23 protein-coding genes and 1 pseudogene are annotated in these 21143 nt (G+C 63.7%); 18 read left to right on the plus strand and 6 right to left on the minus strand.

The features are described 5' to 3' along the window. The first annotated feature begins 51 nt into the window (after positions 1-51). The 15 genes from ACXJKE_RS15155 (at position 52) to ACXJKE_RS15225 (ending at position 11429) form a co-directional block, all read left to right on the plus strand. Entirely contained in the window at positions 52-663 is a 612-nt protein-coding gene (locus tag ACXJKE_RS15155) for a LysE family translocator (protein ID WP_457281412.1), read from the plus strand. Next, entirely contained in the window at positions 660-1616 is a 957-nt protein-coding gene (locus ACXJKE_RS15160; protein ID WP_457281413.1) for a DMT family transporter, read from the plus strand. The genes ACXJKE_RS15155 and ACXJKE_RS15160 overlap by 4 nt, the downstream gene beginning before the upstream one ends. Next, positions 1616-1948 carry an antibiotic biosynthesis monooxygenase family protein gene (locus ACXJKE_RS15165; RefSeq protein WP_457281414.1) on the plus strand — a complete coding sequence of 111 codons (333 nt, stop codon included), beginning with the start codon at positions 1616-1618 and terminating at the stop codon, positions 1946-1948. Before ACXJKE_RS15160 ends, ACXJKE_RS15165 begins: the two co-directional genes overlap by 1 nt. 69 nt (positions 1949-2017) lie before the next feature. Then, positions 2018-2479: a RidA family protein gene (locus ACXJKE_RS15170; protein WP_457281415.1), complete on the plus strand. Its 462-nt coding sequence runs from the start codon at positions 2018-2020 to the stop codon at positions 2477-2479. Positions 2480-2484: 5 nt separating this feature from the next. Beyond that, positions 2485-2814 carry a DHCW motif cupin fold protein gene (locus ACXJKE_RS15175; protein ID WP_457281416.1) on the plus strand — a complete coding sequence of 110 codons (330 nt, stop codon included), beginning with the start codon at positions 2485-2487 and terminating at the stop codon, positions 2812-2814. Between the two features lie 107 nt (positions 2815-2921). After that, positions 2922-3569 carry a DJ-1/PfpI family protein gene (locus ACXJKE_RS15180; RefSeq protein ID WP_457281417.1) on the plus strand — a complete coding sequence of 216 codons (648 nt, stop codon included), beginning with the start codon at positions 2922-2924 and terminating at the stop codon, positions 3567-3569. 19 nt (positions 3570-3588) lie between these two features. Continuing rightward, positions 3589-4050, plus strand: a complete 462-nt coding sequence (locus ACXJKE_RS15185; RefSeq protein ID WP_457281418.1) for a DUF6196 family protein — start codon at positions 3589-3591, stop codon at positions 4048-4050. 114 nt (positions 4051-4164) lie between these two features. After that, a complete protein-coding gene (locus ACXJKE_RS15190; RefSeq protein WP_457281419.1) occupies positions 4165-5358 on the plus strand; it encodes an aminotransferase-like domain-containing protein in 1194 nt (397 codons plus the stop codon). Between the two features lie 21 nt (positions 5359-5379). After that, positions 5380-6000: a glutathione S-transferase family protein gene (locus ACXJKE_RS15195; protein ID WP_457281420.1), complete on the plus strand. Its 621-nt coding sequence runs from the start codon at positions 5380-5382 to the stop codon at positions 5998-6000. A gap of 35 nt (positions 6001-6035) precedes the next feature. Then, entirely contained in the window at positions 6036-6950 is a 915-nt protein-coding gene (locus ACXJKE_RS15200) for a PhzF family phenazine biosynthesis protein (RefSeq protein WP_457281421.1), read from the plus strand. Between the two features lie 15 nt (positions 6951-6965). Continuing rightward, positions 6966-7679, plus strand: a complete 714-nt coding sequence (locus ACXJKE_RS15205; RefSeq protein ID WP_457281422.1) for a VOC family protein — start codon at positions 6966-6968, stop codon at positions 7677-7679. 1 nt (position 7680) lies between these two features. Then, on the plus strand, positions 7681-8319 hold the full coding sequence (locus tag ACXJKE_RS15210) for a LysE family translocator (RefSeq protein WP_457281423.1): 639 nt from the start codon (positions 7681-7683) through the stop codon (positions 8317-8319). A gap of 55 nt (positions 8320-8374) precedes the next feature. Beyond that, positions 8375-9397, plus strand: coding sequence for a threonine dehydratase (locus tag ACXJKE_RS15215; protein WP_457281424.1), 1023 nt, complete (start codon positions 8375-8377; stop codon positions 9395-9397). 139 nt (positions 9398-9536) lie between these two features. Next, complete coding sequence (locus tag ACXJKE_RS15220; protein ID WP_457281425.1) at positions 9537-10205, plus strand: histidine phosphatase family protein; 669 nt, start codon at positions 9537-9539, stop codon at positions 10203-10205. Between the two features lie 93 nt (positions 10206-10298). Then, positions 10299-11429, plus strand: a complete 1131-nt coding sequence (locus ACXJKE_RS15225) for a hypothetical protein (protein WP_457281655.1) — start codon at positions 10299-10301, stop codon at positions 11427-11429. A 96-nt stretch (positions 11430-11525) separates the two neighbouring features. Here the strand turns inward: ACXJKE_RS15225 and ACXJKE_RS15230 are convergent, their stop codons facing one another. Further along, entirely contained in the window at positions 11526-12866 is a 1341-nt protein-coding gene (locus tag ACXJKE_RS15230; RefSeq protein ID WP_457281656.1) for a PQQ-dependent sugar dehydrogenase, read from the minus strand. A gap of 133 nt (positions 12867-12999) precedes the next feature. After that, positions 13000-13458, minus strand: a complete 459-nt coding sequence (locus tag ACXJKE_RS15235; RefSeq protein ID WP_457281426.1) for an Lrp/AsnC family transcriptional regulator — start codon at positions 13456-13458, stop codon at positions 13000-13002. A gap of 155 nt (positions 13459-13613) precedes the next feature. On the opposite strand from ACXJKE_RS15235, the gene ACXJKE_RS15240 reads away from it, so the two are divergent. Beyond that, a complete protein-coding gene (locus tag ACXJKE_RS15240; RefSeq protein WP_457281427.1) occupies positions 13614-13874 on the plus strand; it encodes a hypothetical protein in 261 nt (86 codons plus the stop codon). A gap of 144 nt (positions 13875-14018) precedes the next feature. Here the strand turns inward: ACXJKE_RS15240 and ACXJKE_RS15245 are convergent, their stop codons facing one another. Both ACXJKE_RS15245 and ACXJKE_RS15250 read right to left on the minus strand, forming a co-directional pair. Then, entirely contained in the window at positions 14019-16151 is a 2133-nt protein-coding gene (locus ACXJKE_RS15245) for an ATP-binding protein (protein WP_457281428.1), read from the minus strand. Further along, complete coding sequence (locus ACXJKE_RS15250) at positions 16148-16873, minus strand: response regulator transcription factor (RefSeq protein ID WP_457281429.1); 726 nt, start codon at positions 16871-16873, stop codon at positions 16148-16150. Before ACXJKE_RS15250 ends, ACXJKE_RS15245 begins: the two co-directional genes overlap by 4 nt. Positions 16874-17081: 208 nt before the next feature. Here ACXJKE_RS15250 and ACXJKE_RS15255 point away from each other — a divergent pair, with 208 nt between their 5' ends. Together ACXJKE_RS15255 and ACXJKE_RS15260 are read left to right on the plus strand one after the other, a co-directional pair. Continuing rightward, the gene (locus tag ACXJKE_RS15255; protein ID WP_457281430.1) at positions 17082-18365 is read left to right on the plus strand and encodes an SPFH domain-containing protein; all 1284 of its coding nucleotides are present in this window, start codon (positions 17082-17084) and stop codon (positions 18363-18365) included. Then, the gene (locus ACXJKE_RS15260) at positions 18365-19789 is read left to right on the plus strand and encodes a hypothetical protein (protein WP_457281431.1); all 1425 of its coding nucleotides are present in this window, start codon (positions 18365-18367) and stop codon (positions 19787-19789) included. Before ACXJKE_RS15255 ends, ACXJKE_RS15260 begins: the two co-directional genes overlap by 1 nt. A gap of 19 nt (positions 19790-19808) precedes the next feature. Here ACXJKE_RS15260 and ACXJKE_RS15265 read toward each other — a convergent pair whose 3' ends face one another. Together ACXJKE_RS15265 and ACXJKE_RS15270 are read right to left on the minus strand one after the other, a co-directional pair. Beyond that, positions 19809-20651: a creatininase family protein gene (locus ACXJKE_RS15265; RefSeq protein WP_457281432.1), complete on the minus strand. Its 843-nt coding sequence runs from the start codon at positions 20649-20651 to the stop codon at positions 19809-19811. A gap of 167 nt (positions 20652-20818) precedes the next feature. Then, positions 20819-21046, minus strand: a pseudogene (locus ACXJKE_RS15270) (IS1595 family transposase); the annotation flags it as partial. Positions 21047-21143: the final 97 nt, after the last annotated feature.

Consider the following 21143-nt stretch of genomic DNA (forward strand, 5'->3'; position numbering starts at 1 on the left):
TACCAACAACTGTACTGGTGGTGTATTGCTTTCAACTATAAAGTTGAAAGCATGAACTGGCAAGAATTTACGGCCTTACTGGTGCTGGCAACGGCGATGAGCTTTTCGCCGGGACCCAACACGACGCTATCAACCGCACTGGGAGCCAACCATGGGTTGAAACGCGCGCTGCCTTTTGTCTGCGCGGTGCCGGTCGGCTGGGGCGTACTGCTGCTGGTGTGTGCCCTGGGGCTGGGCGCCCTGGTGCTGGCCGTGCCCTTGCTGAGCTGGGCCGTGAAGATCATCGGCGTGGCGTACTTGCTGTGGCTGGCCTGGAAGATTTCACAGTCGCGCCAGTTGAGCGAGGCGGACGCGGCGCGCCTGAACGTCACTTTCTGGCAAGGCGCCGCACTGCAGTTTGTCAACATCAAGGCATGGATGCTGGCGCTGGCCATCGTGAGCGGCTGGATTGCCGGCCGCGAGGCGCCGGCCGCGCGACTGGCCATCGTATTACCTGTGATGCTGGCCTACGCTTTTGTGAGCAACCTCACTTACGCGCTCGCCGGATCTTTGTTGCGCGAGTGGCTGACCGGCCCGTCCGGCAGCGGGCGTCGGCTCCAGTGGTTCAACCGCGCCATGGCGCTGGTACTCGTGGCTACCGCCATCTGGATGCTTTTTATATGACGTCCACATCTGCCGACACAACCAAAGGGCTATGGCTCGGCTTGCTGGGCATCGTGATTTTTGCCGTCACGCTGCCCATGACACGCCTGGCCGTGGGCACGCCGGATGCGCCGCAGATGTCGGGCGTTTTCATCGCGCTCGGGCGGGCCACGGTGGCGGCCGTGTTGTCGGCGGTGTTTTTGCTGGCCACCCGCGCAGCGCTACCGCAGCGAAAGGACTGGCTGCCGCTGGCCGTCACCGCGGGCGGCGTGGTGTTTGGTTTTCCGCTCTTCACCTCGATCGCCATGCGCTACGTGGAAGCCGTGCATGCAAGCGTCATTCTCGGCGTGCTGCCCCTGGCCACCGCGGCGGTGGGCGCCCTGCTGCACCGCCAGCGTCCGTCTGCCGGCTTCTGGCTGTGTGCGGCACTGGGCAGCGCGCTGGTGGTTCTGTTCGCCATGCTGCGTTCAAACAGTGTGGGCGGGCTGTCCATTCATTTTGCTGACCTTTTGTTGCTGGCCGCCTGTTTGTGCGCGGCCGTCGGTTACGGCTACGGTGCGCGGCTGTCCCAGCACATGCGCGCCGAGCACGTGATCTGCTGGGCCTTGGTGCTCTCGCTGCCCTTGACTTTGCCCCTGTCTCTTTTCAGCTGGCCCACAGCACCACTCAAGGTCAGCGCCTGGGCCGGCTTTGCCTACGTGGCGGTGTTCTCGGCCTGGTTGGGATTTTTTGCCTGGTACCGCGGCCTGGCGCTCGGCGGTACGGTGCGTGTCAGCCAGGTGCAGTTGGTGCAGCCGTTTTTGTCCATGTTGTTTTCTGTGCCGCTGCTTGGCGAGCACCTGGACGCCGTCACCGTCGGCTTCGGGCTGGCCGTGATTGCCACCGTTTTCATCGGAAAAAAAATGCCGGTGCAGTCAGGCGCTCGCGTCCGGGCCGCCGAACCTGGCTCTTTGCTTAACACCAGAAAGTTGTGATGTACTCAGCCGCCTTTATTTTTGAACCCGGCACCTACGACGAACGGTTCCACACGCTGGACGCGCTGATCGAAGAAGCCGCCCAGGCCACGCCTGGCTACCTGGGCGCGGAGTCCTGGCGCTCGCCGGATGGCGTGCTGACCAATGCCACTTACTTCTGGGAAACCGAAGAATCGCTGCGCGTTTTTTCAGCACACCCCAAGCACCTGGAAGCCAAACGCCAGTACACGCAGTGGTACAAAGGTTTTCACATCGTCATCTCACAGGTGTTGCGCTCTTACGGCGACGGCACCATTGCACACATCACGCCCAACCAGCGGAAACGGGCATGAAGTGGGCTTGAGGCGGCCCGCCGCTTTTGCACTTCTTTCCAGGATATCTCCTATAACAAGGAACCATCGATGACTCCCGAACAACGCCTGCAGCAACTCGGCCTGATCATGCCGCCCGTCGTGACACCTCGCGGTAATTTCGATGCCTGGGTGCTCGACGGTTCCATGCTGTACCTGTCGGGCAAGGGCTCGCCGCTGCGGCAAGACCTGGCCGTGGTGCCCAAGGTCGGGCGCGAGATCAGCGCGGAGGAAGCCCGCGACCATGCCCACGACGTCGGACTGAACCTGATTGCCACCATGAAGGCCGCCCTGGGCGAACTTTCGCGCGTGCGGCGCGTGGTCAAGCTGCTGGGAATGGTCAACGCAACACCCGACTTCATGGGTCATACCGAAGTCATCAACGGCTGCTCAGATCTGCTGGTGCAGGTATTCGGTGAGGCCGGCCGCCATGCGCGCTCGGCAGTCGGTGTGGGCTCCCTGCCGCGCGGATTTGCAGTGGAAATCGAAGCCATCGTGTCGGTCACGGAGTAATCAGCATGCAAATCAACGAAATCCCCTTCGGCACCACCGACTGGTCCAACGTGGAGCGCACCGAACATTCCGCCCTGGAAGGCAAGGCCTTCTGGCGCACTCGCAAGTTTGGCGACGTGCGCGTGCGCATGGTGGAGTACACACCCGGATATGTTTCCGACCACTGGTGCAGCAAAGGCCACATCCTGCTTTGCCTGGAAGGCGAGTTGCAGACGGAACTGGACAACGGCAGTGTGCATGTGCTGTTGCCCGGCATGAGCTACCAGGTGGCAGACGGCGCCGAGGCCCACCGGTCGACCTCGCCTTCGGGGGCCAAACTGTTTATCGTGGACTGACCCGTCGCGAACCGTCTCCACCCCCGGTACCGATAGACCGATTCACCACAACGTTTTTTTCTTCTTTCAGTGAAGTAGCTATTTCAACCCGCATCAGGACAGCTTTCATGCATATCGCCATCCTTACCTTCGACGGCTTCAACGAACTGGACTCCTTGATAGCCTACGGAATGCTGAGCCGCATTTCGCTGCGGGGTGATGCCGACTGGAGAGTCAGCATTGCCAGTCCCACCGAGCGGGTGACGTCCATGAACGGCCTCACCATCGATGCACATATCAACCTGAGGGAAGCCAACCAGGCTGATGCCGTGCTGATAGGCAGCGGCATGAAAACGCGCGAAGTCGCCAACGATGCGTCCATCCTCGGCCAACTGCAGCTCAATCCGCAAAGGCAGCTCATCGCAGCGCAGTGCTCCGGGACCTTTTTGCTCGCCAAGCTGGGGCTTGTCGGCCAAATGCCGGCGTGCACGGACTTGACCAGCAAGCCCTGGGTTCAGGCAGCCGGGGTGAGCATCCTGAACCAGGCCTTCTTTGCGAAGGGTAACCTGGCGACCGCGGGCGGCTGCATGTCCGCGCAATACATTTCCGCATGGCTGATTGCCCGGCTGAAGGGCATTGACGAAGCCCGTGAGGTGCTGCACTACTTTGCCCCGGTCGGTGAAAAGGAAGAATACGTCGCGCGGGGACTTGCTCACCTGGAGGCGAATTTGCAGGAGCGGCCCATGACGCCGGAAACGTCCGGCGTGCCATCGTGACAACAGCGGAACCAAGCCAATGGACGTGACGCCGGAAACCCCCGAACAAACACACAAACGGCTTTTGCGCGTGATGGCGCACGCGCGTGTGGACATGCTCCCGGGCGACTACACCTTCGCCGAGTTTCCCCTGGCGCAGTTTCCTGTACATCTGGTCGCAAACCCTGCCAGCGAAGCGCTCGCTTTGGTCCGCGACCATGCGGTCTGGAGCGCGCTGCTGCCCGCATCGGCATCCACGAAAGCCGAGGACCGCTACGCCGTGGTGTGCCTGCATTTCGCGCCCGATATTCCCAACAGCGGCTTTGTAGGCTGGCTCGCCAGCGAGTTCAAGCAGCAGCTGGGAACGGGGGTGTTTGTCGTCTGCGGGCACCACGCGGCCGACGGCGGCGTCTTTGATTACTGGGGAATTCCGGGAAGCGTGGCGCCGCAGGCCGTGAGCCTGATTCACGCCATGCAGGCGCGAGGAAGGGGTGCAGAATGAACGCGTTGACTCACCCTGCCGCCGGCCGCCGTCGCGGCAGCGCTTTAGCTAAATGCCTTGCAGAAGTTTTTGTGACCAGGCTTGTCTTTGACAGCCCATCAGGAGGAGAGTGAAATGGAATGGACCCAAGCGCAGCGCGCCAAAAAAATGAACCCCTCGGTGATCCGCGAGATCCTCAAGGTCACGGAGAAGCCCGGCATCATCAGTTTTGCCGGCGGACTGCCCTCGCCCAAGACCTTTCCGGTCGCCGCCTTTCGTGAAGCGTGCGACAAGGTACTGCGCGAAGACGGCCATGCCGCGCTGCAATACGCGGCCAGCGAAGGCTACGCCCCGCTGCGCGAGATGGTGGCCGCCATGCTGCCTTGGGATGTGGACCCAGCGCAGGTGTTGATCACCACCGGCTCGCAGCAGGGCCTGGATTTGATCGCCAAGATCCTGATCGACGCCGGTAGCCGCGTGCTGGTGGAAACGCCCACCTACCTGGGCGCGCTGCAGGCCTTCACACCGATGGAGCCCGAAATCGTCGGCGTGGCCAGCGATGACGAAGGCGTGGACATCAAGGATCTCGCCAGCAAAGCTGCTGGCGCGCGCTTCTTCTACGTGCTGCCCAACTTCCAGAACCCGACCGGCCGCACCATGACCGAGGCGCGCCGTGCCGCGCTGAGCGCCGAGGCTGCGCGCCTGGGCCTGCCCATCGTCGAAGACAACCCTTATGGCGACCTGTGGTTTGACACGCCGCCGCCGCTGCCGCTCACCGCGCGCAACCCGGAAGGCTGCGTCTACATGGGCTCGTTCTCGAAAATCCTGGCGCCGGGTTTGCGCCTGGGCTTTCTGGTCGCGCCCAAGTCGCTCTACCCCAAGCTGCTGCAAGCCAAGCAAGCGGCCGACCTGCACACGCCGGGCTTTAACCAGCGCATGGTGGTCGAGACCATGAAGAACAACTTCCTGGACCGCCACGTGCCGACCATTCGCGCGCTCTACAAATCGCAGCGCGACGCGATGCTGGCCGCGATGAAGCAGGGCATGCCCGAAGGTGTGAGCTGGAACACACCGGCCGGCGGCATGTTTTTGTGGGTGCGCCTGCCTGAAGGCATGAACGCCATCGACCTGCTGCCCAAGGCCGTGGAGCGCAACGTGGCCTTTGTGCCCGGCTGGGCCTTCTACGCCGACCATGCCGACGCCCGCACGCTGCGCCTCTCGTTCGTCACGTCCAGCGTCGAGCAGATCAACATCGGCATCGCCGCGCTGGCTGCGGCCATACGCGAGCAACTACCTGCCGGCGTGCCTCAACTGCGCGCGGCAGCATGATGAACGCGAAAGGGGTCTGACATGCTTCATCTTTGGGGGCGCATCAGCTCCATCAACGTGCGAAAAGTCGTGTGGGCCGCGCAGGAGCTGGGGCTCACGATGCAGCGAACCGACGCCGGGGGCCAGTTCGGTATCGTCAAGGAGGCCGATTACCGGCGCAAGAACCCGAATGCGCTGGTCCCGCTGATGGAAGACGGTGAAGTGCTCATCTGGGAGTCCAATGTCATCGTGCGCTACCTGTGCGCCAAGCACTCGCCAGGCAATTTTTATCCCACAGCGCTGCCGCAACGCTTTGCCGCCGAGCAGTGGATGGACTGGCAGCAGACCACCTTCAACCCGGCCGGACGCACGGCTTTCGTGCAGTGGATTCGCACGCCTGCGGAGCAGCGCAATGCAGAACTGATCGCGCAGTCCGTAGCCGCCACCGAAGCGCTGCTGGCACTGCTCGATGCGCACCTGGCTGACCATGCGTTCATGGGCGGCGACCAGTTCAGCATGGCCGACATCCCGCTGGGCTGCGAAATGCACCGCTGGTTCGGCTTGCCGCAGCCGCGGCCCATTCGGCCCCACCTGGACCGCTGGTACCAAACCCTCCTGGCACGGCCCGCCACGCGCGGCGTGCTGGACCTGCCTTTGTCATAAATCTTCAAACCTATCCTGGAAAACCGAGAAACCCCATGAAGCAGCGCGCATTCAAGCAAGTCGACGTGTTCACACCCACCCCTTACTTCGGCAACCCCCTGGCCGTGGTAATCGACGGCAGCGGCCTGGATGACGCCGCCATGCAGCGCTTTGCCAAGTGGACCAACCTCTCGGAAACCACTTTCCTGTTGCCACCCGCAGACGCCACGGCTGATTACAGCGTGCGCATCTTCACACCCGGCGGCGAACTGCCTTTTGCCGGCCACCCCACGCTGGGCAGCTGCCACAGCTGGCTGGAAGCCGGTGGGCAACCGCACAGCAAAGACTTTATCGTGCAGGAGTGCAAAGTAGGCTTGGTGAAGATTCGCCGCGAGACGGGCACAAGGCGCCTCGCATTTGCCGCGCCGGCCCTGAAGCGCTCCGCGCCCAGCCCCTCGTTGCTGGCACAGGTAGCCGGCGCGCTGGGATTAAAAGCGACAAGCATCCTCGCCGCCCAGTGCCTGGACAACGGCCCGATGTGGCTGGGCTTGCTGCTGGACAGCCCGGAGACCGTGCTGCAACTGGCGCCCGATCACAAGGCGCTGGCCAAGCTGGGCACCAAAGTCGGCGTGGTGGCGCGCTACCCACGTGAGGAAACCGCGCCGTTGATTGCACGCGCCAACCGCGAAGCCAAGGCGTTCGCAGCCTCCGCACCTGAAACAACCCCTGATTTCGAAGTGCGGGCCTTCGCCGCTCCCATCGGCGTCGACGAAGACCCCGTCACCGGCAGCCTCAATGCCAGCCTGGCCCAGTGGCTGATTGCCGAAGGCCACGCGCCCGAGCGCTATACCGCCTCGCAAGGTGTCTGCCTGGGCCGCGCCGGTCAGGTGCATATCGAGCGCGATGCAGCCGGCCAGGTGTGGGTGGGCGGCGAATCGGTCACCTGCATTGACGGAAGCGTGACGCTTTAGGAACCAGCCCTCACCATGGAACGCAGCACCGCACTCCCGCCGCTGGCCTCGCAGGTCGACCACCTCGTGGTGGTGGCGGCCAGCCTCGCCGAAGGCGTGCAGTGGTGCGAACGCGTGCTGGGCATCACGCCCGGGCCGGGCGGCGAGCATCCGCTGATGGGCACGCACAACCGGCTCTTCACAGTGGCCTCGCCGGCCTTTCCACGCGCCTATTTCGAAATCATTGCAATCAATCCGGACAAGCAAACCCCGCGTACGGCACCGGCCAGACGCTGGTATGACCTGGATGATCATGAGTTGCAGCTGCGGCTGAGCAAGACCGGCCCGCAGCTCGCGCACTTTGTCGCCTCGACGCCCCGTGTGATCGCGGCGGTGCGGGCGCTTTCCCGCCTGGGGCTGGATCGCGGTGAGGCGCTGGACGTCTCGCGCATGACGCCGCAAGGCCAGCTCAGCTGGAAAATTACCGTACGTGAAGATGGTCAGAGGCTGTTTTACGGTGCGCTGCCCACGCTGATCCAGTGGGGCGACGTGCATCCGGCCGATGGCATGGCGCCCTCAGGCGTCACGCTGCAATCGCTGCACGCCAGCCACCCGCGCCCCGACGCATTGCGCGGCGGCTACGAGGCCATAGGGCTGGCCGGTGTAGGCCTCTCGCAAGGCCCGCCCAATCTCATCGCCACGCTGCAGACGCCGCGCGGCCTCGTCACCCTGGAATCCAAAGGAGCCTGAAATGTTGACGTCCACTGAACTCGCCTGGTTTGCTCTCGCCGCCCTGGTGCTGGTGCTCACGCCCGGGCCTAACATGATTTACTGCATCTCACGCACGCTGTGCCAGGGCCCCCGCGCCGGGCTGGTATCGCTTAGCGGCGTGGCGCTGGGGTTTGTCGTCCATCTGCTGGCCGCGTCGTTCGGGCTAACCGCACTGCTGCTGGCCGTGCCGCTGGCCTTTGATGCGATCAAGGTGGCGGGCGCGGCCTATTTGCTCTGGATGGCCTGGCAAGCCGTCAAGCCCGGGGGCCTGGCGCCTTTTGAAACGCGCGAGCTGCCGCACGACCCGCCGCGCACTCTCTTCCTCATGGGTTTTATGACCAACCTGCTCAACCCCAAGGTCGCCATGTTTTATCTCTCGTTCTTCCCGCAGTTTTTGCACCCAGAACGCGGCGACCTGCTGCTGCAAAGCCTGACGCTGGGCGCCGTGCAGATCAGCGTCAGCACGGGTGTGAACACAGTGCTGATCTGCTTCGCCGCGGCGATTGCCGGTTTCCTCAACCGCAATATCAGCTGGATGCGCGTGCAGCGCTATGTGATGGGCACCGTGCTGGGCTTGCTGGCGCTGCGCCTGCTGACTGAAAAGCGGGTGGCCGCATGAGCCGCCGGGCCGTTCCCAAGGCGAATGCCGCAGCTCGCAAAGCGGAGGCCACCCAATGAGCGCCGTACTCGACCGCGCGCCGGAGCTGGGGAACAGCATGCTGCCTTCGCTGCAGGAGATTGAAGATGCGGCCCGTGTCGTCTACCGCGAGTTCCAGGCCACGCCGCAGTACCGCTGGGGCCTGTCCAGCCAGCGGCTGGGCGCCGACTGCTGGATCAAGCACGAGAACCACACACCGGTGGGCGCGTTCAAGCTGCGCGGCGGGCTCACCTACTTTGAGGCACTCAGGCAACGCGGCGAGCTGCCGCGAGAAGCCATCAGCGCCACACGCGGCAACCACGGCCAGAGCATAGGCTGGGCCGCCCGCGCGCACGGCGTGCCTTGCACCATCGTGGTTCCGCATGGCAATGCGGTGGAGAAAAACGCCGCCATGCGCGCACTGGGCGTCACACTGATCGAGCACGGCAACGACTTCCAGGAAAGCCGCGAGTTTGCAAAGAGGCTGGCTGCCGAACGCGGCGCCCACATGGTGCCGAGCTTTCATGCGGATTTGCTGCGCGGCGTCAGCACCTACTGGTGGGAATTCATGCTGGCGGTGCCGCAACTCGACGTGGTGTATGTGCCGATAGGCCAGGGCTCGGGCGCGTGTTCGGCCGTTGCCGCCAAGCTGGCGCTGGGCCGCAAGCTGCGCATCGTGGGCGTGGTCAGCGCGCACGCCACCACCTACGCCGACTCGCTGGCCGCGGGGCGCGTGATTGAAGCACCGGTGACTACCTACCTGGCCGACGGCATGGCCTGCCGCGTCGCCGACCAGGCAGCACTTGATATTTTGCTGCCGCACCTGGAACGCGTCGTGAAGGTGACGGACGACGAAGTAGCCCAGGCCATGCGCGACCTTTATGCCGACACACACAACGTGGCCGAAGGCGCGGGTGCGGCAAGTTTTGCTGCGGCCATGCAGGAGCGCGGCCGGCTCAAAGGCCTGGTGGTGGGCACCACCTTGTGCGGCGGGAATGTGGACACGGCGACTGTCGCCAAGGTGCTAGTGGCCAGCCCCCACGCTTCTCGCTTCGCGTAGTGCGCTGCCCCCCGAGGGGGCGCTGCGCCTGCGGCCCGGCAAAGCCGGTTCCGCGGCCCCGGCTGGATTGGCCTTTGGGTGCCGGCACCGGTCGCACGCGTGACTGGCCGCAGTTGCCACGCACGACACAATTCCAGCCATGGGAACCCTCTACCTCGTGCGCCATGGCCAGGCCTCATTTGGCGAAGACGACTACGACGTGCTCAGCCCCATGGGGCGCCAGCAAAGCGTGCGTCTGGGCGAGTACTTCAAGTACAAGGGCATCACCTTTGACGCCGCTTTCACCGGCACGCTGCAGCGGCAGATCAATACCTTTGCCGGGATCTGTGAAGGCATGGGTATCACCATGCAAGCCACACAGCGTCCCGGGCTCAATGAATATGACAGCCACGCCGTCATCGGCGCCATTCACCCGCACAAGCTCGAAAAACCCACCACGCCCGAGGAATACCGCGGCCACTTCCGGCTGTTGCGTGACGGGCTGGCACAGTGGATGGCCGGCGTGGTCAGCCCCCAGGGCATGCCAAGCTACACCGGGTTTGTTGAGGGTGTAACCTCTGTCCTGAACCACATTCGTGCCAGTTACAACGGCAATGTGCTGCTGGTTTCCAGCGGCGGACCCATCTCGACCGCTGTGGGCCATGTGCTGGGCACCAGCCCTGAAACCACGATAGAGCTGAACCTGCGCATACGCAACTGCTCACTTACCGAGTTTGCCTTTACGCCCAAGCGGCACATGCTGGTGACCTACAACACCTTGCCACACCTGGACGCGCCCGAACACGCAAGCTGGATTACTTACGCCTGACCGTGCCCGCGAGCAGCCGGCTTCGTGGTTTTTCCGCCATTGCCGAATCGACCACAAGCAAAGATACTTTGCGGCAATATGACCGCCGCCCTGATGCCCAGCCTTCGTCCTGTCGGAATTCGCCTTCACGGTGAAACAACCGGCGCGCTGGCAGCTTCCACTTACAGTTTCCTGGTGCAGCTTGAAAAGCTCGGCCTGCAGGACGCCGTGGAAACCACAGAGATTTTCCCGGGCTCCACCGCCGCAAGAAGCTTTTGCCTGCCGGACGGCCTCGCCGCACAATGGGCGCCCGGCCTGGACACCCTGGGCCTGGCAGACCGGCTGCAGCTGGATACGCTGAACAACAGCGAAGACCTGGAACGAGAGATTCTTCTGGCCATGCTGCTCAGCCCGGTCGCGTTTGAATTTCCCAGCCATGCGGAGCTGGCATCGGCAGTGCGCATACGCCGCAACATCGTGCTGGCTGCGCGCAAGACTGCACTGGAATTTCACACCACCGAAGTCAACCGGCCGGAGGACTGCTGGGTCTACTCGGAAGACGCTGGCTTTACCGTCAAGCCCGGTCACGCATTGATTCCCGCCCTGGAAAAAGCCACCCAACCCGAGGCCTCGGGCAAGCTGTATTCCTTTTCCTGCTACCGCGCGACCGAATACGTGATCCTGCTGGCCATCGCGCAGGAACTCGAAACCTGCAACCCGCCGTTGCTGGCCGCGCTGCAGCAGCGCTGGGAGCACCGCGCCATCATGTCGGGCAAATTCCACGACGTGTTCCTGCGCGAATACGGCACGATGGAACAACCCCTGCCGCCCAGGTATTACGTGCCCGGCGACCGCCTCTGGTTTCGCAACCCCGATGAACACTCTTCGGACGTTTCGGGCTATGAAGGCTCCTGGGTGTTCTACATCGGCAACGGGCAGTTCACCAACTTCTGGAAACGCGAGCAGCCCTACACCCTGACGGCCAAATGCCTGGAGCTGTTTCACTGGCGGCATGCCACCTACACCGACGAAGCCGGCGAGTTGCGTATCAATGAAAGCATCGTGGAAGCCGGCGTCAAGGCCTCCAGCACCGACCCGGCCGAGACGGCACGAATCCTGGAACAGATGCTGCGCATGCGTGAACCCAAGGGCGTGTATGTATCGGGCGGGTGCATAGACACCTCGCGGGAACACCCCCGCTGGGTCTGCCCCGGCACCGCCGACATGGTGTTGCCGACAGCCTGATGCGATTCAGGCAGCGTGACCGCTATTAAATTAATAGCTGCTTGCGCTCATCACATAAGGGTTTCAGGCGCTTTCCCTTTAAAACCCCCAAACCTTCTATTTCAGCTGGCTACCGCTCACCCGCCAGACCACGTTGCCCACATCGTCGGCCACCAGCAGCGCGCCGCGCTTGTCCATCGCCACGCCCACCGGCCGGCCGTAGGCATGGCCTTCGGGGCTCAGGAAGCCCGTGAGCACATCCACCGGCAAACCAGCCGGCAAGCCCTGGCGAAAAGGCACGAACACCACCTTGTACCCGCTGTGCGGCACGCGGTTCCAGGAACCGTGCTCACCGATAAAAACTCCCGAGGCCAGTGATGGCGGCAGCGCATTGCCTTCTGAAAACACCATGCCTAATGGCGCGACATGGGAGCCCAGTGCGTAGTCGGGTGAAACCGCTTGCGCCACCAGGTCCGGACGCGGCGGCTTGACGCGGTCGTCCACGTTCTGGCCGTAATAGCTGTAGGGCCAGCCGTAAAACACGCCATCGCGCACCGAAGTCAGGTAGTCGGGTACGAGGTCGCTGCCGATCTCGTCGCGCTCGTTCACCACCGTCCAGAGTGCGCCGCTGCCGGGTGCCCAACCCATGCCGTTGGGATTGCGCAGGCCCGAGGCAAACACGCGGTGGCTGCCGGTTTTGGCGTCGACCTCCCAGATGGCGGCGCGGCCGGTTTCGGCTTCCATGCCGCGTTCGCCCACATTGCTGTTGGAGCCGACGGTGACATACAGCTTGCTGCCGTCCGGGCTGGCGATGATGTTTTTTGTCCAGTGGTGGTTGATAGGGCCGGCCGGCAGGTCCACCACCTTGACGGGCCTCGCCGTAATGCGGGTCTGGCCCGGCTGGTAAGGGAAACGCACAACGGCATCGGTGTTGGCCACGTAAAAATCATTGCCCACCAGCACCATGCCGAAGGGCGAGTTGAGGTCTTCCAGAAACACGCTGCGGCTTTCGGCCTTGCCGTCGCCGTCGGCATCGCGCAGCAAAGTGATGCGGTTGGCCGTGGGCGCCCCGGCGCCGGCCCGGCCCATTACCTTTTTCATGAACCAGCCGCGGATACCCTTGCCGTCTTCCGGCTTGGGTGGCGCATTGCTTTCAGCCACCAGCACGTCGCCGTTGGGCAGCACGTAGACCCAGCGCGGATGGTCCAGGCCGCTGGCCAGGGCCGTTACACCCAGGCCCGCCATGGGCGTGGGCATTGCACCTTCGGGCCAACCTTTGGCTGGCGCGATGTTCACCGTGGGAAACAAGGTCTTGTTGGGTTTGGGCAGGGTTGGATTGGCGCCCATACCGGCCTCCGGCGGCAACAAGGCGGTGTCACCGCACGCGGCCAGCGTACAGGCGAATGCCGCGCACAGCGCCAGAACATGCCAGACGCGTTGACAGGCAATCGATCGCATAAAACCCCCTGAAGAAATGACGGCAATGCCCGCGCCCTGCATGATGCAGGGCATTCGTCAGTGTGGGCGGGTGAGGTTCGCGCAGCTGTCAGCCGGCCCCACCGGCCGCTGTCAGCGCTGACCTTCGCCTGGCTCAGCCCGTCAGCAGGGGCAGGTCAGCCTTCTTGAGGGTGCGCAGCACAAAGCTGGACTTGCTGTGGCGTATGCCTTTGATCTTGTAGAGCCGCTCGCGCAGCAGGCGCTCGTAGTCCTTGGTGTCGTGCACCGCGATGCGCAGCAGGTAGTCGTATTCGCCGGACACCAGATAAGCCTCTATCACCTCGGGGATCGCCGCCAGCGTCTCGCCGAATTTCTCCAACGTGTTGTCGGAATGGCTGTCCAGCGTGACCTGCACCATCACCGTGTCGCCCAGGCCCAGCGCCTGCGCATTGAGGCGCACCGTGTAGCCCTCGATCACGCCGGCTTCCTCCATCTTCTTGATGCGGCCCCAGCAGGGCGAGGGGCTCAGGCCCACGGCCTGACCGATGTCTTGCAGGCTGGTGCGCGCGTCAGCCTGCAAAACCTGAAGGATTTTCCGGTCTAAAGTATCCATTCAGGTAATTTATCTGAAATTTTCTATTTTACAGATTTTTTATCTGTTTATGGGAAATTCAGCAGCAAATCAGGCAAATTATTCGGCCACTCCCGGGAGATACTTTCTTCCATGGCAGCGGACTTACCGGTCCGTCTGGCAAGACAAGGCCCCCAGTGAGTTACCGCTCACTGGGGGCTTTGATTTTTATTCCATTGCTAATTCGCTGCGATAGGTCGTTACGCCGCCTTGCCGTGCCAGGGCCTGCCAATGCCATTTATGCAAATGCGAATGGGGTGAAAACGGTGCCAATCAAGGCGCGCGACGACGCCCAGACTTTTGTCTGGCTAGAAGCGCAACGCCGAGTGGCGCCGTTTTCACCCCATTCCCTCCGGGTTGCGATCAAAAAGGCCTTGCGCGGCGTTGCAAAGCCTTGACGGGGTCTGCCCCGCCTGCGTTTTGCGCCTTGCTCAAGGCCTTTTTGACTCGCAACGCATCTGCATAAATGGCATTGGCAGGCCCTAAGCACTGTCTGCGGCGGCGCGCCTACTCTCGCAGCGAATTAGCAATGGAATCAGGGATCAGCCGACAGCGCACTGCAGGCGCAACTCCAGGCAAACACCGCTATCCCGGTTGTACGCGGTGATGGTGCCGCCCATCTTGGCCATATAGGTTTTGGCGACAAACAGGCCCTGCCCGCGCTGTCCCGCCACGCCGGTATCTGGCTGGTCAGACACGCCGTACTCGAAAATCTTGTCCAACAGGCCGGCCTCGATCTGCGGGCCCTGGTTGCTGATGCTGATCACTGCCTCGGGCGCTGTGCCTTCCTGTGCCTGCCGCGACAGCGTGATGCGAATCAGGCTGCCGGGCAAACGGTAGCGATCAGCGTTGCGCAGCACATGTGACACGACATCTTCCAGCGAATACTCGTCGGCACGCACTCTGACCGGCTGGGCCAGCGGATCAAAAGCCACACCGGGAATGCCCGCGGCCTCAGCGTTGCGCGCCACATGGCTCAGGAATTCATTGGCATCCAGCGTCTGCACATTGAGCGCGGTGGATTCAAAGGCTTCGCTGGGCGACGCACTGCCGTAGAGCACGCGCACGGCCTGCTGCATGCGGCTGATGTAGCGGTGCGCCGGGTCGTCGGCACTTCCGTGCAGCACCATGAGCGATTGCAGGGGCGACATGATTTCGTGGCCTACCGCGTGCCAGGTGTCTTTTTCCTGGGCGACGCGGATCTGTTCGCGGCGCACGTCTTCATTGACGCGCTGCAGCAGGTCTTGCAGGCCGCCGGCCAGCACACCCAGCTCGTCGCCGCCGCGCAGGTCGGCCAGGTCAACCGTCGCCAGGTTGTCGCTGGCGCGCACGCCCTTGGACACGGTGGCGGCGCGGCGGGTGAGTTCGGTGATGCGGCGGATGATGCGCAGCTCAATGGCCAGCCAGGTCACAAAGATGGCCAGCAGCATGGCCCCCACAAACCAGGACACACGGGTGGCCACAGCCGTCAGGGCTTTGTTGACGGTGCGGATGTCGCCGGTCAGCGTGAGCTCATAGCGCCCCAGCGGCGTGCTGATGATGTCGGTGCTGGTGATGGGTGCGTCGTAGCCATCGACTTGCAGCCGGCGTATCAGGTAAGCGATCAGGGGGGAGGAGCGCTCTGTCGCCTCTGCGCCGGACAGCGCCACGATGTCGGTGCTGGCGCCGGCGGCGCCCAGCTTGCGGATGCGCAGCTTTTCGCCGGGCAACAGCAAGGGGGTGAGCTCAGCCCATGAGAATGGCGCCGTGGCGCCTGCGGCATTGCTGTCAAACAACGGCTTGCCCTCGCCGGGGGCCAGCATTTCCACCTGCACCTTGATCTGGTCCAGGTCAGCCGGCGGCCAGACGATGCCCGCAGGCCCTTTGGTAAACAGGGCTTCGCGAAAAAGCTCCACCGGCAGGCGCACGCTGACAAAGGCACGCCGGGCACAATCAGGGTCTGCCGCCAGCGTGCCGTCCACGCAGCGGCTGTCTTGCCAAAGCCAGCCGCGGAAGTCGCGCACGGGCCGGCTGGCCGGCGTGATCGGGCCCTCATCGGCAAAGCCGACCAGCCGGCCTCTGGCATTGGCAAGAGGCGAGGCGTTGCGCCCCTCGTCCATGGCCTGCATGGCCTGGAAAGGTGCGATCCAGCGGGAGCGCTGCCCGCGCATGTCGACCGTGATGCGGGCGCGGTGCGCCTGGCTTAAGTCCAGCGTTCCGGAGATGTGCGACACCAGGGGCCCGCTGTTGAAGCTGCCGACGGCATAAAGAAAACCGCCGGCAAAGGGGTTGTTGCCGACGGCCACGCACATCGACGCCGCGTCGGGGTATTGCACCAGGCAGCCGGCCATCTCCACTGCCTGCTGGGCCTTGTTGCGATCGTCGAAATCGAGGGCCGAAAAAGGCAGCACCAACGGGCGCAGCGGCGTCACCTCATGCTCGTAGGCCGTGGGGTTGAGCAGCACCAGCTGGCCCGTGGGATGGCGCAGCTTGGCGGCGATCTGCGCCTGGTTCTTGCGAAAGCCGTCCTGGTAATTGCGGTAGCTGCGCTCCTTTTCGTCTTGCAACACGGCGATGGCCAGGGCGACGGCGGCCAATGCCAGCAGAAAAAAAGCGCCGCGAAAAAATACGCGCAGGCCGAAGGGTACGCGCGCCGGCAGCAGGCGCTCGACATCCAGGCGGGTGGGCAGCTTCACGCCTTGCCTCTGCCGCGCGGGGGCTCCGGCGCCTCAGCCCAGCGAAAGCCTCGCATCGGGATGTTTTCAATGCCGTCAAAGGCCGCATCGATTTCCTTGAACGCGTCGCGAATCGTGCTGACGTGCTTGCGGATGTTGTCGCGGTTGCGGCCGCTCTTGACCACCTGGTAGAGGTCGTCGTAACTCACGACCTCGCCGCGGCGCGCGTGCAGCGCTGCCAGGATGCGTTGCGCCGTCAGCGGCAGATTCACGCGCTGACCGCGCCAGATGGCGGTGTTCTGTCGCAGCGGGTCCAGCTGCAGTTCCTGGCTGTCGCCGGCTGGCGCCCTGCCTGCGGGTTTGGCCTTGGCGGTCCGCAGGATGTCCAGGAAGGTCTCGATGAAGTCGGCCTCCTCAAACGTGGTTTTTTGCAGATAGTCCCAGGCGTCCAGAGCTTTCATGATGCCGCGGTAGATGGCGGCCGGCATGGCGGACACCACCAGCACGGGCGTACCCTGCCGCTGCTTGTTGATGGCGTTGATGATGGCCACGCCGGCATGGCGTTCGCGCCCCAGTTCGATGTCCAGCACCACGGCGTCATAGCCTTCGCGGGCAACGGCGGCCTCGGCATCGTCGCGGTTGAACCACTGGTCGACCTGGATGCCCGGACGGGCCGATTCAATCCAGCCCTTGAGCTGGTTGCTCATGGGCAGGTCGTCTTCGATCACGGCAATTTTGGTCATGAGGCCTCAAGAGGATGGGGTGTCGCCATTATGGGTGTGGCCTGCGCCAGGCCGTGTGAGTGTTTCTTCCGTTGGCGGAGGGTTGCCGCCGCCAAACCGTGCAAAGACACCGCGCAGGCGCATTGAATGCTCCGGGCCCGATTCGAACAATGGAGGCCAGAGAAAGCGCAACCCGCGCCTCTCGCCAAACCAACCGGAGGAGCCCATCATGAACCCACGCCTTAGCCGTATTTCCCTGCGCATCCGCGCCATCTTTTCCAGGGGGGTGCGCGGCACCCGCCGTATCGCTGCCACAGGGGTGCAGCGCGCCGCCAGCGCCAGCGGCCTGATGATCGCCACCGCCGCGGCGGGCGCGGTCGGCTACCTGCTGTGGGTGCACCCTCCCATGGAATCGGTGGCGCGCGGCGACGTGGCGATTCGCACCAACCAGCTGACCGGCGGCGTCGACGAATTCCGCGAAGGTTCCCTGCTGCTGCTGCCCGGCCTGCACGAGGTGCGTACCTTCTCGCTGCGCGACCAGGTCTACCGCCCTGAAGGCAGCAGCCGTGCCGACGGCCCCTCGCCCTTCCAGTCGATTGAAGGCATGTCGCTGGGTGTGGACATCACGGTGCGTTATGCACTGGACCCCACCAAGGTGAACGCACTGTCGAAAAACCTGCCTGACGACATTGCCGGCCAGATCGTACAGCCCGCCGTGCAAGGCGTGATCTACAAGACCTTCACCCGCTACACCGTACGGGAGATCTTCTCAAGCAAGCGTGCCGAGATCCAGCAGCTCATCGAAGCCGAACTCAAACCCAAGCTCGCGGCCGACGGCATCCTGCTGCGCACGGTGCAGATGGGCAAGGTCGACTTGCCCGCCGACTACCGCCAGGGCATGGACAAGCTGCTGGCCGAAGAGCTGGCCACGGAAAAGATGCGCTACACGTTGGCCCTGAAGGAAAAGCGCGTCAAGGAAACCGAGCTGGACGCGATGGCCGAAAAAATACGCCGTGAAACCAATGCGCAGGCCGCCGCCAGTGAACAGGTAATTGCAGCCAAAGCGCAGGAAGAAGCCATGAAACATGTCCTGCCCTTCAAGCAAAAGCAGATCGAGCAGCGCCAGCTCGAAGCCGAAGCCGACAAGCAGTCACGCATACGCACGGCGGAGGGCAGCGCCCAGGCGCGGCGCATCGAGGCATCGGGCGAAGCCGATTCGCGCCAGAAACTGGCGGATGCCGAAGCCTACCGGCTGGACCGCGTGGGCAAGATCAACAGCGAGCAGATGGCGCGCGAAGGCGTGCTGATCACGCGCCACCCGCTGCTGATCCAGAAGACCATGGCCGACAAGCTGAGCGACAAGATCACCGTGATCATCGCCCCGCCCTCCACCAGCGGCGGCTTTGTGGGCGCGGGCCTGCTGGGCGGCGCGCCCAAGGCCGGCCGCACCGTGGCGCAAGCGCCGCGCGACGCCGGCACGCAAGACAACAACGACAAAGAAGAGGCCGAATAATGATCACCACCGCACTTCTTACCCTCGCCATCGTGACGCAGGACCAGGCCACCCTGCGCGCCGCGCCGCGTGATTCGGCCGCACAGCAGGCGGCCCTGTGGCAAGGCGACGCGCTCGAGATCCGCGGCCAGCGCATGGATTACCTGCAGGTCTACGACCACAGGCGTGAACGCGCGGGCTTCATCCACGTGAGTCAGGTTCGCACGGTCTCGCTGCAGCCCGAGGACGCGCCGCAGCTCCTCTCGGTGGTGCGCTTCCTGCGCGAAAGCCCGGGCGCCGAAGCCCTGGGCATTGCGTACACGGCCGCTTACCTCAAGGCCGCGCCGGCAGACGCCATAGGCGCGGAAGCCTTTGATGCGTTGGGCACCATGGCCGAACGCCTGGCGCGCCGCGCCTCCATGAAGCACGGCAAGGCCACGAGTGACGTGATCTCTGCGCACATGGAAGTGGCCACCTTTTATGGCGTGAACTTTAAGGGTTATGAGCAGAACGGAAGCATGCAGCTTTGCTACAACGGCGAGGCCTTTCGCCGTGTGCTGGCGCTGCCATCCGACGCCGAGCAACGCGCACGCGCCGCGCTGGCCGTGACCCGCCCCGACTGCATGAGCCCCGACCTGCATCCGCAGGACCGCTTCACGCAAGACCAGTGGCGCGCCGAAGTGCTGGACAAGGTCAGCGCCGCGCAGTTCGCCCAGTTGCCTGAAGTCAGCAAAAACCGTTTGCGCCTGCGCCGTGCCGGCGTGCACGCCAGCCTGGCGTTTGAGCAGGCGCGCCGGGCCGAAGCACCCACGGCAGCCGCCCAGCGCGCCCTGGCGGAACTCGCGGCGGTGAACAAGCTGGAGCTGACGGACAACGACAGGCAGGACTACAACGACGCGGCGATTCGAGTGGGCGCCTCACGATGGGGCGCTGAAACCGCGCTACCCCGCTTCGCCAAACTGACGGTAGCCACCGAGACGGGCCAGGCCGGCGAAACCTGCGTGGCGCTGTACGAAAACAAGGCCGACGGCAAACCCGGCAAGGAGGCCGTGGCCAGGCGCTGCACCTACGGCATCGTGTGGACCGCGTCCGCCAGCGCCCACCCGGATGGCCAGGCCCTGGCGCTCGCGGTGCAGCCGCTGGACGCCTGGCGCGAGCTGTGGGTGTTTCGCAAAAGATCCGGGCAATGGACGATTGAGGTGCTGCCGCCCGCCAGCAATGGCCCCGAGTTGGGCTATGTGGAATTTGCCGGCTGGGTGCGCGGCACGCCTCACATGCTGCTGGCCCGCGAGACCCGCATTGCCGGGCGCCTGCGCCGCAGTTTCGAGGTGGCGCGCATGGACAGCTTGACGGCCGAGAAGCAGGCCGGTGACCCGGGAACGCTGGCGGCCTTCGCCCGTTCGCAGGACGCCGCGTGGAAGCGCCAGACCGTGATCCTGCGCTAAATACCCGCCCCGCAACAGCCTAGAACGCGGTTTTATCGCTCAGCGTATCAGCCGGCAGTTGGTCGATCTCCGACAGAAGCCGCGCCAGGCTGCGCCCCGCTGCATTCAGCAGGGCGCGGCCTTTGTCTGCTGTAGCGGCAGCCGCATTGCCCACCGCACCCTGCGGGTTGTAGTCCTGCATCTGCCAGGCCAGCTTGGCGCTGCGGCCGTCACCCAGGATGCTGAACTTCGCAGCCCTGTCCTGTGAAGTGGAGTGAAAGTTCTGCGCCTTGGCCATGTCGACCTGACCCGGCTTGAGCGCCAGCATCATGGAGGTTTCGATCTCGCCGGCGTGGATGCCGAAGCGGTGCTCTTCGGCACTGAACAAATCATTCACGGACTTGCCATCCTCACCTGTGAGCGGCAGGTTGAACCAGTTCACGCTGTAGACCAGCATGCCCAGCCGGGCCCGCAGGTCGCGCGCCACCACGTCCAGCAGGCCAACCTGGCCGCCGTGCGAATTGAGCAGCACCAATTTCTTGACCCCCGTTTGCACAACGGATTCGGCCAGCTCGGTCCAGAGCCGGATCACGGTCTCGGCTTTTAGCGTGAGCGTGCCGGCAAAGCGATCGTGCTCGGGGCTAAAGCCCACCGCCTGCGTGGGCAAAAACAGCACCGGCTGCGTTGGGGGTAAATGCGGCAAAGCGGCTGCAATCACACCTTCCACCAACGTCGCATCCACATTAAGCGGCAGGTGCGGGCCGTGCTGCTCCACCGCGGCCACCGGCAGCACCGCAATACAGCGGGCCAAGTCCAGGCGCGAAAAGTCAGGGCTTTTCAGATCGGGCCAGAAACGGGGTGGGTTGGCTGCATCGAAGGTCATGGAGGGTATTTTGAGCTATCTGGCGATGCCGGGGGCTGGGGACTTCTGGCTGGTGGCGAATCGAAACAGTTCTGACGAGCGGGCAAATCCCCAGGCTCTGGCGGCTCAACCGAGCGTGAAAGCGCACCGATCGCCATCAATCAGGGGCTTAAGAAGCAAAAATCCCGTTAAAGAGGATTGTTTCCCGACAAGGATAGCAGCGACTTGTACAGGCTGCAGTGGCGGTGGTTGAACCTGAACTCGGTTTCCTTCAAGTGCAGTTAGAAGGTGTGCCTGAGTGCACCGCTGAACTGCACCAGACGTCGCTTGGCATAGCGCCAGAAGCTCTCGATACCGTTGACGTGAACTGAGCCCCGGGCAAACTCATTGTTGCCGCGGTTGACCCGCAGGTGTCTTCTGGTGATGAACTTTGCCTCTTAAGCCCCTGAATTAATAGCAATATGATTCTTTTGTCGTGGCAGCACGTGGCCATGGGATTTGCGGATGACCGCG

Source organism: Polaromonas sp. P5_D5 (genome assembly GCF_054049435.1).

Bases quoted from the DNA above. Each gene is read 5' to 3' on its own strand.
- ACXJKE_RS15250 (WP_457281429.1), bottom strand. From the start codon at position 16,873: ATGACCAAAATTGCCGTGATCGAAGACGACCTGCCCATGAGCAACCAG.
- ACXJKE_RS15175 (WP_457281416.1), top strand. From the start codon at position 2,485: ATGCAAATCAACGAAATCCCCTTCGGCACCACCGACTGGTCCAACGTG.
- ACXJKE_RS15180 (WP_457281417.1), top strand. From the start codon at position 2,922: ATGCATATCGCCATCCTTACCTTCGACGGCTTCAACGAACTGGACTCC.
- ACXJKE_RS15195 (WP_457281420.1), top strand. From the start codon at position 5,380: ATGCTTCATCTTTGGGGGCGCATCAGCTCCATCAACGTGCGAAAAGTC.
- ACXJKE_RS15165 (WP_457281414.1), top strand. From the start codon at position 1,616: ATGTACTCAGCCGCCTTTATTTTTGAACCCGGCACCTACGACGAACGG.
- ACXJKE_RS15215 (WP_457281424.1), top strand. From the start codon at position 8,375: ATGAGCGCCGTACTCGACCGCGCGCCGGAGCTGGGGAACAGCATGCTG.
- ACXJKE_RS15185 (WP_457281418.1), top strand. From the start codon at position 3,589: ATGGACGTGACGCCGGAAACCCCCGAACAAACACACAAACGGCTTTTG.
- ACXJKE_RS15190 (WP_457281419.1), top strand. From the start codon at position 4,165: ATGGAATGGACCCAAGCGCAGCGCGCCAAAAAAATGAACCCCTCGGTG.
- ACXJKE_RS15155 (WP_457281412.1), top strand. From the start codon at position 52: ATGAACTGGCAAGAATTTACGGCCTTACTGGTGCTGGCAACGGCGATG.
- ACXJKE_RS15210 (WP_457281423.1), top strand. From the start codon at position 7,681: ATGTTGACGTCCACTGAACTCGCCTGGTTTGCTCTCGCCGCCCTGGTG.
- ACXJKE_RS15225 (WP_457281655.1), top strand. From the start codon at position 10,299: ATGCCCAGCCTTCGTCCTGTCGGAATTCGCCTTCACGGTGAAACAACC.
- ACXJKE_RS15265 (WP_457281432.1), bottom strand. From the start codon at position 20,651: ATGACCTTCGATGCAGCCAACCCACCCCGTTTCTGGCCCGATCTGAAA.
- ACXJKE_RS15255 (WP_457281430.1), top strand. From the start codon at position 17,082: ATGAACCCACGCCTTAGCCGTATTTCCCTGCGCATCCGCGCCATCTTT.
- ACXJKE_RS15235 (WP_457281426.1), bottom strand. From the start codon at position 13,458: ATGGATACTTTAGACCGGAAAATCCTTCAGGTTTTGCAGGCTGACGCG.
- ACXJKE_RS15160 (WP_457281413.1), top strand. From the start codon at position 660: ATGACGTCCACATCTGCCGACACAACCAAAGGGCTATGGCTCGGCTTG.
- ACXJKE_RS15170 (WP_457281415.1), top strand. From the start codon at position 2,018: ATGACTCCCGAACAACGCCTGCAGCAACTCGGCCTGATCATGCCGCCC.
- ACXJKE_RS15220 (WP_457281425.1), top strand. From the start codon at position 9,537: ATGGGAACCCTCTACCTCGTGCGCCATGGCCAGGCCTCATTTGGCGAA.
- ACXJKE_RS15230 (WP_457281656.1), bottom strand. From the start codon at position 12,866: ATGCGATCGATTGCCTGTCAACGCGTCTGGCATGTTCTGGCGCTGTGC.
- ACXJKE_RS15200 (WP_457281421.1), top strand. From the start codon at position 6,036: ATGAAGCAGCGCGCATTCAAGCAAGTCGACGTGTTCACACCCACCCCT.
- ACXJKE_RS15260 (WP_457281431.1), top strand. From the start codon at position 18,365: ATGATCACCACCGCACTTCTTACCCTCGCCATCGTGACGCAGGACCAG.
- ACXJKE_RS15205 (WP_457281422.1), top strand. From the start codon at position 6,966: ATGGAACGCAGCACCGCACTCCCGCCGCTGGCCTCGCAGGTCGACCAC.